10 protein-coding genes and 1 pseudogene are annotated in these 13,534 nt (G+C 65.1%); 7 read left to right on the top strand and 4 right to left on the bottom strand.

The features are described 5' to 3' along the window. Positions 1-48: 48 nt before the first annotated feature. The 4 genes from ACFRAH_RS00055 to ACFRAH_RS00040 all read left to right on the top strand — a co-directional run bounded on the left by ACFRAH_RS00055 (position 49) and on the right by ACFRAH_RS00040 (position 3,923). Positions 49-621 (top strand): HdeD family acid-resistance protein, encoded by a 573-nt coding sequence (locus ACFRAH_RS00055; protein ID WP_377988734.1) that lies wholly within the window; start codon positions 49-51, stop codon positions 619-621. Between the two features lie 94 nt (positions 622-715). Further along, positions 716-979: a UBP-type zinc finger domain-containing protein gene (locus ACFRAH_RS00050; RefSeq protein ID WP_377988732.1), complete on the top strand. Its 264-nt coding sequence runs from the start codon at positions 716-718 to the stop codon at positions 977-979. A gap of 24 nt (positions 980-1,003) precedes the next feature. Next, positions 1,004-2,734: an FAD-dependent oxidoreductase gene (locus tag ACFRAH_RS00045; RefSeq protein ID WP_377988730.1), complete on the top strand. Its 1,731-nt coding sequence runs from the start codon at positions 1,004-1,006 to the stop codon at positions 2,732-2,734. 79 nt (positions 2,735-2,813) lie between these two features. After that, the gene (locus ACFRAH_RS00040) at positions 2,814-3,923 is read left to right on the top strand and encodes a hypothetical protein (protein WP_377988728.1); all 1,110 of its coding nucleotides are present in this window, start codon (positions 2,814-2,816) and stop codon (positions 3,921-3,923) included. A 136-nt stretch (positions 3,924-4,059) separates the two neighbouring features. On the opposite strand, the gene ACFRAH_RS00035 is transcribed toward ACFRAH_RS00040, so the two are convergent. Beyond that, complete coding sequence (locus ACFRAH_RS00035; RefSeq protein WP_377988727.1) at positions 4,060-4,194, bottom strand: helix-turn-helix domain-containing protein; 135 nt, start codon at positions 4,192-4,194, stop codon at positions 4,060-4,062. Positions 4,195-4,310: 116 nt separating this feature from the next. On the opposite strand from ACFRAH_RS00035, the pseudogene ACFRAH_RS00030 reads away from it, so the two are divergent. The 3 genes and pseudogenes from ACFRAH_RS00030 to ACFRAH_RS00020 all read left to right on the top strand — a co-directional run. Continuing rightward, positions 4,311-5,488 (top strand): annotated as a pseudogene (locus ACFRAH_RS00030) (pyruvate dehydrogenase); the annotation flags it as partial. Between the two features lie 265 nt (positions 5,489-5,753). Next, the gene (locus ACFRAH_RS00025; RefSeq protein ID WP_377988725.1) at positions 5,754-7,004 is read left to right on the top strand and encodes a low temperature requirement protein A; all 1,251 of its coding nucleotides are present in this window, start codon (positions 5,754-5,756) and stop codon (positions 7,002-7,004) included. A gap of 368 nt (positions 7,005-7,372) precedes the next feature. After that, complete coding sequence (locus ACFRAH_RS00020; protein ID WP_377988724.1) at positions 7,373-9,955, top strand: ATP-dependent Clp protease ATP-binding subunit; 2,583 nt, start codon at positions 7,373-7,375, stop codon at positions 9,953-9,955. 190 nt (positions 9,956-10,145) lie between these two features. On the opposite strand, the gene ACFRAH_RS00015 is transcribed toward ACFRAH_RS00020, so the two are convergent. From ACFRAH_RS00015 to ACFRAH_RS00005, 3 genes are all read right to left on the bottom strand, one after another. After that, positions 10,146-12,077, bottom strand: a complete 1,932-nt coding sequence (locus ACFRAH_RS00015) for a glycoside hydrolase family 15 protein (RefSeq protein WP_377988722.1) — start codon at positions 12,075-12,077, stop codon at positions 10,146-10,148. Between the two features lie 399 nt (positions 12,078-12,476). Beyond that, the gene (locus ACFRAH_RS00010) at positions 12,477-13,136 is read right to left on the bottom strand and encodes an SDR family oxidoreductase (protein WP_377988721.1); all 660 of its coding nucleotides are present in this window, start codon (positions 13,134-13,136) and stop codon (positions 12,477-12,479) included. A gap of 218 nt (positions 13,137-13,354) precedes the next feature. Next, positions 13,355-13,534 (bottom strand): aldehyde dehydrogenase family protein (locus ACFRAH_RS00005; RefSeq protein WP_377988719.1); only part of this gene is annotated, 180 nt, incomplete at its 5' end.

Here is a 13,534-nt window from a genome sequence, read left to right as displayed (position 1 = left end):
GGCCGGCAAGTTTACGAATGAAGCATTTCGAGAAACAGAGGTTTGGCTATGTCTGACGCACTGGCAGGACAATTGTTTAAGGGATCAGGAACTGCGTTGATTATCCGGGGCATTGCGGCCGTCCTTTTCGGTATTCTGGTTGTCGTCTGGCCCGGTGTTTCCGTACTCGCGTTGGTGACCCTCTTCGGAATATACGCTGTCTTTGACGGCGCCACGAACATCGCGCACTACGTCACACGTAAGAGGCGCAGATCCGCCTGGCAGCTGGTAGGCGGCATCATCTCCGTGCTCGCGGGTCTGGTCGCGTTCGTCTGGCCGGGCATCACCGCCCTTTCGCTCGCGCTCGTAATCGGCGTGTGGGCGGTTATTCTCGGTATCTCTCAGATGGCTCTGGCCTTCGAAGTCAAAAGGACCGTTGGGCTGTGGTGGCTCTGGCTGGTCACAGGCATCGTCACCACTCTTTTCGGCCTCTTCCTGGTCATCTTTCCCGGCCCGGGCATCCTGAGTCTTCTGGGTCTGCTCTCGTCCTTCGCAATTCTCCTCGGCATACTTCTGATCGTCTCCGGAGCCGGACTGCGCAGGCTGGGCGAAAGCCCCGACACGAGGCTCTCGATGGGCTAAGGCTTGTCAAGGGGGCAAGGGCCTCCGGGCTTGCGCGAGGGCCTGATCCCCCATCTGTCTGGGCCCGCTCGGCTGAACCGAAATAGGAGCCAACATGATTGCTGGAATTCATGATCCGCATCTGGCGCGGATTCGTCCGGTTCGCGTGCGAACACCTCAGGGGTGCGAGGAATGCCTGACTTTGGGCACTGCCTGGGTTCACTTGCGTTTATGTCTCACCTGCGGCCACGTCGGGTGTTGCGACTCCTCACCGATGCGGCACGCCAGGGCTCACGCCACCGAGTTGCATCCAATCGTTCGTTCCCTGGAGCCCGGCGAGGATTGGCGCTGGTGCTACCCCCATGAGACATTCGTCTAGAACGCCGACAGGTGCGACCAACTGATGGAACCTGTCGCACGCTCTAAGCTGACCGAAACGCCGGATGATTCCGGCGCCTACCCACGGCTCGGCCAGACCCAGATCGAATTTCTGGGCCGTGTTGGCGCCAGGCGGGCTACGCAGTCCGGGGAAATCCTCGCACGCGAGGGAGAACCAGACGCTGACTTCTTTGTGATTCTGCAAGGCACGGTACTGGTCGTGGAGGGACTGCAGGCCGCCGAGGGCCGGCATCCGGCCGAACCGGGCACCAGCACGCGGATCCTCGAAGTTCACGGTCCCGGACGGTTCCTCGGGGAATTGGGCCTGATCGAGGGGCAACCGGCCTTTGTCAGCACTGTGGCCGCCGAGGCCGGGGAAGTGCTCCAGATTCGCGGGGACGATCTGCGCCGTGTCGTACTGACGGACGTCGCCGTCGGCGAGACCATCCTGCGGGCATATCTGCAACGCCGGATCCTGCTGATCAGCGCGGGTGCGGGCATCCGTATCATTGGATCCCGCTTCAGCCGTGACACGCTTCGTCTCTTGGAATTTGCAGCCGCCAACCGCCTGCCCCACCGGCTGGTCGATCTGGAGGACGACGAGCAGACGCAGGCGATCCTGAAGCGAGCCGGGATCCTCGAGCATGACCTGCCGGCAGTGGCGCTAAACGCCTCGCAAATCCTTCGAAACCCCTCCAACACAGAGCTGGCCCTCGCCATGGGCCTGCGCACGGTGAAAGAGCATTCTGCCCCATACGATCTCATGGTGATCGGGTCTGGCCCGGCTGGCCTCGCGGCCGCTGTCTACGCGGCGTCCGACGGGTTGTCGGTCGTCCTCAAAGAAGCCCATGCGATAGGTGGCCAGGCCGCCACATCCCCGCGGATCGAGAACTTCCTGGGCTTTCCAGCCGGAATCTCAGGTGGGGAGCTCACTGAAAGAGCGACCATTCAGGCCCGAAAGTTCAGAGTGCAGATCAACGTCGCCTGCCGGGCTCACACCATTGCGTTGCGGGAAGGCGAGTTTCACGCCGAGTTCAACGAGGGCAGCCCCGCAGTGTCGCGTGCCGCGCTGCTGGCTACCGGGGTGCATTACCGCCGGCTGCCTGTCCCCGGTCTGGAGGAATTCGAGGGGATCAGTGTCTTCTACGCCGCCACTGTCCATGAGGCCAGGCTCTGCGGACTCCAGCCGGTGGCCGTCGTCGGGGGTGGAAACTCCGCGGCACAGGCCGCGCTTTTCCTGGCCGGAACGGGAGCACCCGTGCGGCTGGTCGTGCGCGGGGCGGACCTCCGCGCAGACATGTCGAGGTACCTCGCGGAACGGATCGAACAAACCCCGGGCGTAGAGGTGCTGCTGGGGGCAAACATCGTTGACATAGCCGGTTCAGGCGCCCTTGAACGGATCGTCGTCGATCTGGCAGCCACAGGCGAACAACGCACCTTCGACTCCCGGTACCTCTTCATTTTCATCGGGGCTAATCCGCACACAGAATGGCTGCAGGATACGCTCGCCCTGGATGATCACGGCTTTGTTCTCACCGGGGCTGATCTCAAGGAGCTTCCTTCTGGGTTCAGCCAGCTGGGCCGCGGCCGGCTACCCTTGGAAACCAGCGTCCCCGGCATGTTCGCGGCCGGTGATGTCCGGCATGGATCAGTGAAACGCGTAACGGCCGCGGCCGGCGAAGGCTCAACGGCTGTAGCAATGATCCACGAGCACCTGCGCCTCCTTCGGGATGGACCGGCCAGTGTGCGCGGGTGAACGACAGCGAAAGTGGCAGGACAGTGCCTGACCCTAGGTGTGACATAAAGCATGGGCACTGAACCGCAGGAGGCCGGGCGTGCCAGAAAGTTCAGGTGACGTGAACCCCACCAGAGCACGTACGCTGGGCGTGCTCGCCGAACCGGAGGTCACCGCCGAGTTTGCCGAGCGTAACGGCCGCGAAGTGGGCCATCTGCTCAACCGTGCCGATGAGCGCCACGACTGGTCCGTGATCATCGAGTACCAGGATTTTACGGCTGGCAATGGCCTGGCGCCGATGCTGGACTCCTTGGCAGCGCACCGGATCCGCCGAGCATGGGATGTCATGGTCTGCCTGACCGATCTTCCGATTCGTCTCGAAGGCCGCACTGTGGTCGCGGAAGTCGCGCTCGGGGAGTCGATTTCCCTGGTTTCCGTGCCCGCGCTCGGCGCCGTCAACATCGACCGCCGGGTCCGTACTGCCGTCGCCGACCTCGCCTGGGCGATACACCGCCACTTCGATCCGGACGATGACATCAGCGAATTCGGTCCGCCCTCACTGCACCAATCGCGGCATATCGAGACCGCGGTTCTTGACGACGGGCCCATTGGGTTCCGCTACGTCTCGGCAACCCGCCTCGGCCGCGGACGGTTGCTGGCGGGCATGCTGCGGGCGAACCGTCCGTGGCGGCTGGTTTTCGGATTGAAAAGCGCAATGGCCGCCGCGATCGCCACAGGCGCCTTCGCGCTTGTCACGAACACAATCTGGCAACTCGCAGACCTGCTAGGGGCGCCGAGGCTGACGTTGCTGGCGGTCCTTGCTATCAGTTCGATGGTGTTCTGGATAATCACCCAACACGATCTCTGGGAAAGCCCGCGGCGCGACGATCTCCTCGAGAGATACAAGGCTTCCCTGTATAACAGTTCTACAGTGTGGTCGTTGATAATCGGCGTCGTGATCAGCTACGTCCTGCTGTTCGTAGTCGTGCTGTTGGCCGCGGCTTTCACTATTGACGACGGCCTATTGGCGCTCACCCTGCAACATCCCGTGGCTGTTTGGGATTTTGTGGAAGTGGCCTGGATGACGACATCAGCGGCGCTCATGGGTGGAGCGTTGGGCTCGGGATTCGAGTCAAAGGACGACATTCTTCGGGCGGCGTACGGCCAACGGGAACGTCATCGTCGCCAGTCGGCCGCGGAGGGCGAATAATCCGGGGTGTTTCGCTACCGGAAGCAGCCTGAATGCCCCTGCGCGTGGCTCTCGCTCTAGGTTGGCGCGTGAGTAGCCGTTTGCTTGCAGTTGTTTCGAAGCCAACCACGGCCCAAGGCGTCCGCGCCGGGGCTGCCTACTTGGGGATTGTGATCCCCAGTCTGGCCATGCGGCGGTAGATGGTCGCCCTGCTGATGCCCAGTTCTGCTGCCGCCCCGCTGACTGTAGCCCCGTGCTTGGAGAGACAGCGGACGATCTCGTCACGTTCCACCGCCTCGATCCGGCTCAGGTGCAGGCTACTCCCCCCGCCCAGAAGGTAGGCAGGCAGATGGCTGACGTCGATGGTCTCTGTCTGGACAGCGGCGGCGTTGATGACGGTGAAAAGCTCGGCTCAAGCGCCCGAAACGCGCATTGGGCCCGTCCCTCCAAATCCCGGATGCCCTGCCATGGGGCTACGGCGACAGAATCTCCACCCAAGCCGCATTAGGACGGTTCCTGTCCGACCTGAAAAGGGCAGCGCCGGAAGTGGCCCACCGTCTCGTCACCTGCAGCCCCGACGTTGCCTCCTCCACGAACCTCGGCGGCTGGATCAACAAAACCGGCGTCTGGTCTGTCGGCGAACGCCATGACTGGTTCGCGGACGACCAGGAACGGGTCCTCCGCTGGATTGAGAACTCCCACGGCCAACACATCGAACTCGGCATCGCCGAAACCAACCTCGTGGGCCTCGTCTCCGAGCTCGGAACGACCTGGAGCCGCTGGGGCCGGCCGCTGATTCCTCTCGCCACCATCTACGACCCGTTCGTGGCCCGCGCCCTCGAACCGTGGTCCTTTGGCATGTACGCCGGGGGCCAGGCCATCCTGATCGGGACTCCGTCAGGGGTGACCCTGGCATCGGAGGGCGGCGCGCACCAGTCCCTCACCACTCCGTCCATCGGATTGGAACAACCCGAGTGCACAGCCTGGGAGCCAGCCTTCGCCCAGGATCTGGAATGGTGCATGCTCGAGGCAATGAGCCGGATCGGCATTCCCGGAGGACGCTCAGCCTACTTCCGGCTCACCACCCGTCCACTGGACCAGGCTCAGGCTGCCATCCCGACGGACCCGCTGCTGCTGGAGCGGCGCCGCAGGCACGCGGTGGCCGGTGGGTACAGGCTGAGCCGGACAGCGTCACTCTGGTCGGCGTCGGGGCGATCATGCCCGAAGTCATCGCCTCGGCCGCACGGCTGAAGGCACTTGGCATCGTGGCCGGGGTCGTCTGCCTCACCAGCCGTGACTTGGTCTTTGAATCCCTCCAGCGCCGCAACTCACTGAACCAAGGAATCCCGGCGATTGGATTCGACATCATAGACGGCCTCTTTCCACGACACGCACCGGCGCCCCTCGTCACGGTCCAGGACGGACACCCCCACACTTTGTCCTTCCTGGCCGGAGCCCGTGGCGACCGCACAGTCTCCCTGGGAGTAAAGGATTTCGGGCAGTCCTCTGATCTGCACGACGCATACCGGATCCACGGCATCGACGAAGCATCCATCGTCACCGCGGCGCTGAACCTGGTGCGCTAGCATCGACCGTCAACGGTACGGGGGCGGGAGACATTCGTCTGTCGGGTCAGGAAAGAGGGGCCACGTCACTGGCTAATCAAGCCTAGGGTGCGAGGGCTCGGGCCCGGTATTCCAGCGGCCAAGCCCTCGAGTCAGCGGATCGGCCGCTCAAGGGGCGCTACTGATGCAGACGCTGGCCCGCGTTAACCGCAGGTTCCGTGCGAAGGAGGACGGGCTGATGGCGAGAATCGCCGCGTCAAGGCCATAGTCCCTGCCGAGTTCCCCCTTGACTTCCCTGCTGACCGTCGTCAGTCTTTTCGACAACAGGAGGGGGCGGCCGTCCGCTCCTGAAGGCCAGTGGAGGATACAGATGATCCGTGCCAGGTCGCTGATGCGTTCCACGACTTCCGGAAAGGACGTTTCGCGCCTCGAGCTGTTTTTCGATCTGGTCTTTGTTTTCGCCCTATCGCAACTGTCCCATCATGTGCTGGAGCATCCCTCGTGGGTGGGGGCCGGGGAGACGTTTGTGCTTCTCCTTGGTGTTTATAAGGTGTGGGTGTACACGACCTGGGCGGCGACGCTGCTGGACACTTCGCGGCTTCAGGTCCAGTGGATGCTGCTGATCGTCATGCTTGTCTCACTGTTCATGAACGCCTCAATCAGCTCAGCGTTTGGCGCCTTCGGCTGGCTCTTTGCTGCAAGCTATCTGCTGGTCCAGCTTGGCCGAGGTGCGTGGATGCTTACTGTCGGACTTCACCGGACAACCCACAACCATTTCGTGCGCACGCTGATCTGGGGGTGTATGAGCGCGCCGTTTTGGGTTGCCGGCGCCTTCCTCGGCCCGGGGCCGCGTTTGGTGCTCTGGGGTGTCGCCGCCGCGATCGATCTGGGCGGCCATATGCTGGCGCACCGGCTGCCGGGCCAGCAAACCCAAGGCAGCCAGGTCCCGGTCCCGGGAGAGAGGATCTTTGAGCGCTTCGCATTGTTCTACCTGATCGCACTCGGCGAGACGATCATTTCAAGCGGCCTGGCCATAGCGGGCAACCTGGAGGACCCGTTGATACTTTTGACCGGGACCGTCAGTTTGGCCGGCAGCGTCGCGATCTGGTGGTGCTACTTCCACGGCCTCGAGCGCGAGGTTCTGGAGAAGCTTGATTCTGTCGACGATCACTTCCGGCCCGGGATTTTAGCGGGCAACACCTTGCTCGTGTTGCTGGCGGGCCTGATCCTGGTGGCGGTGGGTGATCAGCTCGTGATCAGCGATCCGGCCGCCCGCCCTGAGCTGGCCACCGTACTGTTTCTGTATGGTGGGCCGGCTCTTTTCCTTGCCGGTCGGGGCTTTTTTATTCGACGGGTGCTCGGCCACCGCCAACCGTCTGATCTCGTCGGCATCGGAGCCTTGGCGGGCCTGGCAGGCTTGAGCTTTCTCCTCCCGGCCTTCGTTGCCGCTATGGGGGCCGTTCTTCCCCTCATAGGCGTAGCAGTTTCCGACGCCGGGAACCGACGCCGCCGCCGAACGCAAGTGGGAGCCCACTGACGGCCTATTCGATGCCAGGGAACGTATCCTGGGCCGGCATTGACAGCCTAAGAGGGCATTTTGCCTGTCCCGTCCCGCGTTGCACCGTTACATCTTTCGCAGCCCGGGTCCCGTTGCACGGAGACGGCCCAGTAGGCATGTTCTAGTCCGAACAACCCGCCGAGGGTGCCCGTCAGGAGGGCTGCCGTTCCCCTCCGGGACGATGACAAGAAGTGATACCGCTCGGGCTTGCGCCGTCGGCGCGAGCTGCGTCCAGGCACCGGGTGCCCCGATTTTCCCGGTCCGCACCCTGCCCGCTTCTGCCCCCGGGAATAAATCCGTTTTCCCAACGTTGAGTCAACTACACTCAACTCTCTTACGGAGGTTTCATGGCTGCATTTTTTGGACCGGCCGAGTCCGGCCACGGCTCGTTCGACGAATTCCTTGCCCGTTACCTGCAGGGCCAACGCGCGGCCGGCCCCGGGCACCCGATGGACATCACCCGGCTACTGAGCCGGCGCACCCATGACGTGCTCGCGCGTGCCGCACAGTTCGCCGCGCAGCACGGTCACATCCATGTGGACGCGCTGCACATCCTGCGTGTCATGGTCGAGGGGGAACCCGCCGCCGACTATATCCGCCACGCAGGCGCGGAACCTGCTGCCATCGCCACGGCGGCCGAGGAGTGTCTCCCGGGGCAGGCAATCGCCAGGGCGGAAACGACGCCGGCCCTCACGCCGTCGGCCCAGCGAGCCCTGCTCGACGCCTACCAGGTTGCCCGGGCATTCGGCTCGACCTACATCGATCCCGAACACGTGTTCTTCGCGCTCGTCGTCAACCAGGAGGCCCCGGCCGGGCAGGTGCTCGCAGCGGCCGGGGTGACGCCGGAGTCCCTGCAGTCGGGTCCGCGCGAGCAGTCCGCTCGACGTGGAGCCACGCCGACCGGCGCGGAGCCGGGAGGGCCGCAGGCAGTTGCCGCCGGATCTGACACCCCGACCTTGGACACATACGGCAGCGACCTCACGGCACGTTCCCGCGAAGGCGGCCTGGACCCGGTGATCGGCCGGGGTGACGAGATCGAGCAGACCATCGAGATCCTGGCCCGGCGCACCAAGAACAACCCTGTCCTGGTCGGGGAAGCCGGTGTGGGCAAGACCGCGATCATCGAAGGGCTGGCCCAGGCGATCATCGCAGGCGCCGTGCCCGAACAGCTCCGCGGCAAGCGCGTCATTGCCCTGGATCTGCCGGCCATGTTGGCCGGGACGCGGTACCGCGGGGACTTCGAGGAGCGCCTGACCAAGGCGTTGGACGAGGTCGGTTCACACGCCGGGGAAATCATCCTGTTCATCGACGAACTTCACACGGTCGTCGGAGCCGGCGGCGCAGGGGAAGGCGGCATGGACGCAGGAAACATCCTGAAGCCGCGCCTGGCCCGTGGTGAACTTCATCTCGTCGGCGCCACCACCCTGAGCGAATACCGCACGGTGGAGAAGGACGCGGCACTGGAACGCCGCTTCCAGCCCGTACAGGTCGGCGAGCCGAGCATCGAGGACGCCGTACAGATCCTCGACGGCCTGCGCGGACGGTACGAGGAACACCACGGCGTCCGCTTCACCGACGAGGCGATCCGCGCCGCCGTCGAACTCTCCGCACGCTACGTGAGGGACCGCTTCCTGCCCGACAAGGCCATCGACCTCATCGACCAGGCGGGTGCGCGGCTGAGCCTCAAACTCGGCTCCCAGACCGATGCGACCGTCCTTCGCGAGCAGCTCGCAACCTTGGAAAAGTCCAAGGACGATGCCGTCGCCGCGGAACGCTATGAAGAGGCCTCGCGGCTGCGGGATGAGATCGAAGCAGTGAATGGGAAGCTTTCCGGTGCGATTTCCCGCGCACCTGAGGCGTCCGACGTTGCCGAGGCGGTCGTCGGCGAAGCGGAGATTGCAGGGATCATCTCCCGGTCCACCGGAATCCCGGCCAGCCGTCTCACGGAAGACGACCGGGAACGTCTGGCCAGGCTCGAGGAGGAACTGCATCAGCGGATCGTCGGGCAGGACGACGCCGTGACGCTGATCGCGAAGGCGGTCCGGCGCAGCCGCACCGGCATGGGGGACGCGGACAGGCCTGTCGGCAGCTTCCTGTTCCTCGGCCCAACGGGTGTGGGGAAGACCGAACTCGCCAAGGCCCTGGCCGGGTCGTTGTTCGGGGATGAGAATGCAATGGTGCGCTTCGACATGAGCGAGTTCGGCGAACGGCACACCGTAAGCCGGCTGGTCGGAGCCCCTCCGGGCTATGTCGGCTACGGCGAAGCCGGGCAGTTGACCGAACGCGTCCGTCGTAACCCGTACTCCGTAGTGTTGCTCGACGAAGTGGAGAAGGCCCACCCGGATGTGTTCAACCTGCTGCTCCAGGTGCTCGACGACGGGCGGCTGACCGACGGACAGGGCCGCATGGTGGACTTCCGCAACACCGTGATCATCATGACCTCCAACCTCGGCTCGGAGTTCCTGGCCAGCAAGGGCGGCGCGATGGGCTTTGTCTCCAAGGCGGACGAGGGCAACGGCTTCGGCTCAGAGAAGGCGCTGCGGGACCGGGTGCTGGGCCGGCTGCGCGAGACGATGCGGCCGGAGTTCCTCAACCGGATCGACGAGATCGTCCTTTTCCGCAAGCTGGACCAGGCGCAGCTGCGCCGGATCGTTCGGCTGATGCTGAACCAGACGGAAGCCCGCCTGCAGGGCCAGGGCATCACTCTCGAGGTCAGCGAAATGGCTGTCGACTGGATCGCCGAACGCGGCTACGAGCCCGAATACGGAGCCCGGCCGATGCGCCGCGTGATCCAGCGCGAGCTGGACGACCGGATCGCGGATCTATTCGTGGCGTCGGACCTTCAGTCCGGCGGCCAGGTGGCCGTCTCGGTCCACGGGCAGTCACTCCTCGTCGAGGCCCGTCATGAGGCAATGCCGCTGGCGGCGTAAGCCGCCTCCGGATCCGCCAGCAGGCGGATCCGGTACACGGCCGGGTACACACGCCCACCCTGTGTGCCCGGCCGAAGTTGTCTGCACCATGCCGTAAGGCCGTGCCGTATCACCAAACCGCGTCCACAGAGCGGCAGAGGGTCAAGGACACTGACACCGGAGCTCGCTGGCTATGACCGGGCGGAGCCATTTACGTGTTGCGGTGAGCCGGGGAGAATTGCTTCGCACGGTCGGTTTCTTCCGCGCGAATGAGGTGCATGAGCGCGTTAATGACGGCCAAGTGGGTGAACGCCTGTGGAAAGTTGCCGAGGTGACGGCCATTCACGGGATCCAACTCCTCGGCGTAGAGCCCGAGTGGGCTCGCGTGGGACAGCAGGCGCTCGCACAGTGCTTTGGCGCGAGCCACTTCTCCGATCTCAACGAGGGCGGAGACGAGCCAAAACGAGCACATGGTGAAGGTCCCCTCAGCACCGGTGAGTCCGTCGTCGGTCTGCTCGGGGCGGTAGCGCAGGACGAGTCCGTTCTGGGTGAGTTCATCGGCGATGGCCAAGACCGTGGCACGCACGCGTGGATCATTGGCGGGCAGGAACCGGACGAGCGGGACAAGGAGCAGCGAGGCATCGAGGTTCGTGGTGCCGTAGGACTGGACGAACACTCCGCGATCGTCGAGGCCGTTACGGCAAATATCATCGCGAATCTCCTCCGCGAGTGAGTCCCATTTCCGGGCGTAATCGGCCTCGCCGTGCAGCCGCGCCAACCGCGCGCCGCGGTCCAGCGCCACCCAGCACATGAGTTTGGAGGACGTGAAGTGCTGCGGTTCGCCACGGACCTCCCAGATGCCGTGATCGGTGTCACGCCAGTGCGAGGCGGCCTGCTCGACCTGGCGGAGCAGGACGGGCCATAGCGGCTCGGGGAGCTGGTCACGGGACTTGGTGTGAAGGTAAACGGAATCCAGCATCGTGCCCCAGACGTCGAGCTGCCGCTGGTGGACCGCCGCGTTGCCGATGCGGACGGGGCGCGCCCCGTCGTAGCCGCCGAGTCCCTCAACCATGGACTCGGGCAGGTCCCTTTCGCCGCCGACGCCGTACATGAGCTGCAGGTCGTCCTCGGCGGCAACGTCGCGGATAAAGGAGAAGAAGTCATCGGCCTCCCGGTCCAGGCCGAGGGTATAGAGGGCCCACAGCGCGAAGGTGGAGTCTCGCACCCACGTGTACCGGTAGTCCCAGTTTCGCTCTCCCCCGGGCGTCTCGGGCAGCGACGTTGTGGGGGCGGCGATCAACGCTCCGGTCGATGCATAGGTGAGCCCTTTCAACGTCAGCGCGCTGCGTTGCAGCTCCTCCCGCCACGGGTGGTCCGGGAACTCCCCCACCGTGATCCACTGCCGCCAGAACTCGGTGGTCTGCCACTGCTTCTGGGTGGCTTCCTCCCATGTCCTCGGTGGAGGCAGTGATGTCCAGGAGAGCGCGATGAACGCCTCCTCGCCTTCGGTCATCCGGCTGCGAATGATCGCGATGGCGTCCTCGATGCCCAGCCGTCGGTCGGTGGTCAGACGAAGCACCGGATCCCCCTCATCGCCGCTGACGGTCACCGCCTCTCCGTATCCGGGACTGGAGAACTCCCACCGTGCCCGGCGCCGGCCGTAGTCGAAGACCGGCTCGCACAGCACGGAGAGCTCAACCGAACCGTTGACGCACCGGACGGTGCGCAGCAGGCAATGCTCGGCCTCGTAGTTCGTCGGCGGCCGGCGGTACCGGCCGGCCCTATCGTCGGTATGGTGCCACGGACCCATCACCAGGGCATCCCTCACGATCATCCAGCCCGTCCTGGTCTGCCAGGTGGTCTCCAGGATCAGGCTGCCGGGAAGATAGCGGCGCGCCGTGGGCTCGCGGACGCCGTGCGGAGCCACCTTGAAACCGCCTGCCGCCCGGTCAAGCATGGTGGAAAACGCACTCGGTGAATCGTGACGCGGCAGGCACATCCACTCCACCTGCCCGCTCGGGGCGATAAGGCAGTTGGCCTCACAGTCGGACAGGAACGCGTAGTCTGCGATCGGAGGGAACGGGCTCATGCCCGGCGCGGGCAGCTTCCCGCCCGCAGCCCCGGATCCGCCGCCGATCTTCATTCGACCAGTATGGCTCCACGACGCTACAGATGACACTCCCCACCGCTCCACACCCTTGAGATGCTCTTCCTGTTCCCGCTGCCGTGTATGCAGCCCCAGCCCCGACCAGGACGAACAGCGCACAGTTGATCAGGAACGCGGACAGCCCAAACGACGCCAGATGACCCCGGCGGTGCCAACCGGGAGGTCGGATAAGTCAGCGGGGGCGCTCCCTGGAAAGTAAGCCGCGGCCAGCCGACACCAGTCCCCTATCGACATGTAGACACGCCCTGACCAGCTAGGGGTAACGGACGGACCCCCGCAGGGTTGCCGAGTTCGGAGGAACGGTGGCGGTAGTAACCGCACGTCTCATCGTCGTGCCCTCCGGTCGGGGCGGGACCCCGCAACGGCCCGGACGGGCTAGGCCACCGCCTCCAGGGCTGCAGCGATGGGCTGGCTGCCGTCGCGGAACCCGATAGTCCGGCCGATTGCGGCGGGCAGCTCCAGGACGGCCGCAGCGACGAGGGCGACGTTGGCGCGGGCGGTTTCGGCAGCCTGCCAGGGCTCGTTGACGTCGATGTCTATCAGGCCGCTGCCCGGCTTGTCCGTGAGCGCCCCGGGGCCGAGGATGGTCCAGTCCAGGCTGGTGCCGCGCAGGTAGGACTCAGCGGCGGCCTTGGCCTCCGCGTAGGGGAAGAAGGGGTCGTCCGGGGGCACTCCGTGGTCCGGTCCGGCTCCAAGATAGGAGACCATGACGTAGCGGCCGACGCCGGACTGGGCAGCAGCATCCATCGAGCGGACCGCGGCGTCACGGTCCACAGCGTAGGTCCTCGCGGGGTTCCCGCCGCCGGCACCGGCCGACCATACGACGGCGTCGTGACCGGAGAGCGCCCCGGCGATTTCCGCCGTCGTCGCATTCTCCACGTCCAGGACGACGGGGGTGGCGCCAGTTGCCTCGACGTCGGATGCGTGTGCGGGGTTCCGGAAGATGGCAGTGACCTCCTGCCCGTCCGCAGCCAGGACCTTGGAAAGTTCCCTAGCCACTTTGCCGTGGCCGCCGATGATTGCGATTCGGGTCATGGACCCATACTGTCCCCCGCCCCGGCATCCCGACACCCTTTGCGCTATCCGGTTCGGGAGTGTTGCCGGCGGCTTGGCGTCCACAGTGACCGCGCAACCGGGTTATGTGCATTGACGACGACGTCGTCGATACAGTTGTCGCCCAACTACCGAGGGTGCTCCGCGCCCAGTGCACACAGGTCAGAGTTGTCGTTTGGGGTGTGAGCCGGCCGCCGCGGTTAGCCTGCGTAGGGGTCGGCGATGCCGATGTACTGGGTGTAGAGGTATTCCTCGATGCCTTCGAGGCCGCCTTCACGGCCCAGGCCTGACTGCTTGACGCCGCCGAACGGTGCGGCGGCGTTGGAGACGACGCCGGCGTTCAGGCCGAGCATGCCGGTCTCGAGCCGCTCGCCCATCCG

It is taken from the genome of Arthrobacter sp. NPDC056727 (assembly GCF_042790555.1).
In the GTDB taxonomy this organism is placed as follows: domain Bacteria; phylum Actinomycetota; class Actinomycetes; order Actinomycetales; family Micrococcaceae; genus Arthrobacter.
This window is presented reverse-complemented; position numbering and strand designations above follow the sequence as displayed.

Coding starts and splice junctions, on each gene's coding strand:
- ACFRAH_RS00020 (WP_377988724.1), top strand. CDS start 7,373: ATGGCTGCATTTTTTGGACCGGCCGAGTCCGGCCACGGCTCGTTCGAC.
- ACFRAH_RS00050 (WP_377988732.1), top strand. CDS start 716: ATGATTGCTGGAATTCATGATCCGCATCTGGCGCGGATTCGTCCGGTT.
- ACFRAH_RS00015 (WP_377988722.1), bottom strand. CDS start 12,077: ATGAAGATCGGCGGCGGATCCGGGGCTGCGGGCGGGAAGCTGCCCGCG.
- ACFRAH_RS00055 (WP_377988734.1), top strand. CDS start 49: ATGTCTGACGCACTGGCAGGACAATTGTTTAAGGGATCAGGAACTGCG.
- ACFRAH_RS00045 (WP_377988730.1), top strand. CDS start 1,004: ATGGAACCTGTCGCACGCTCTAAGCTGACCGAAACGCCGGATGATTCC.
- ACFRAH_RS00010 (WP_377988721.1), bottom strand. CDS start 13,136: ATGACCCGAATCGCAATCATCGGCGGCCACGGCAAAGTGGCTAGGGAA.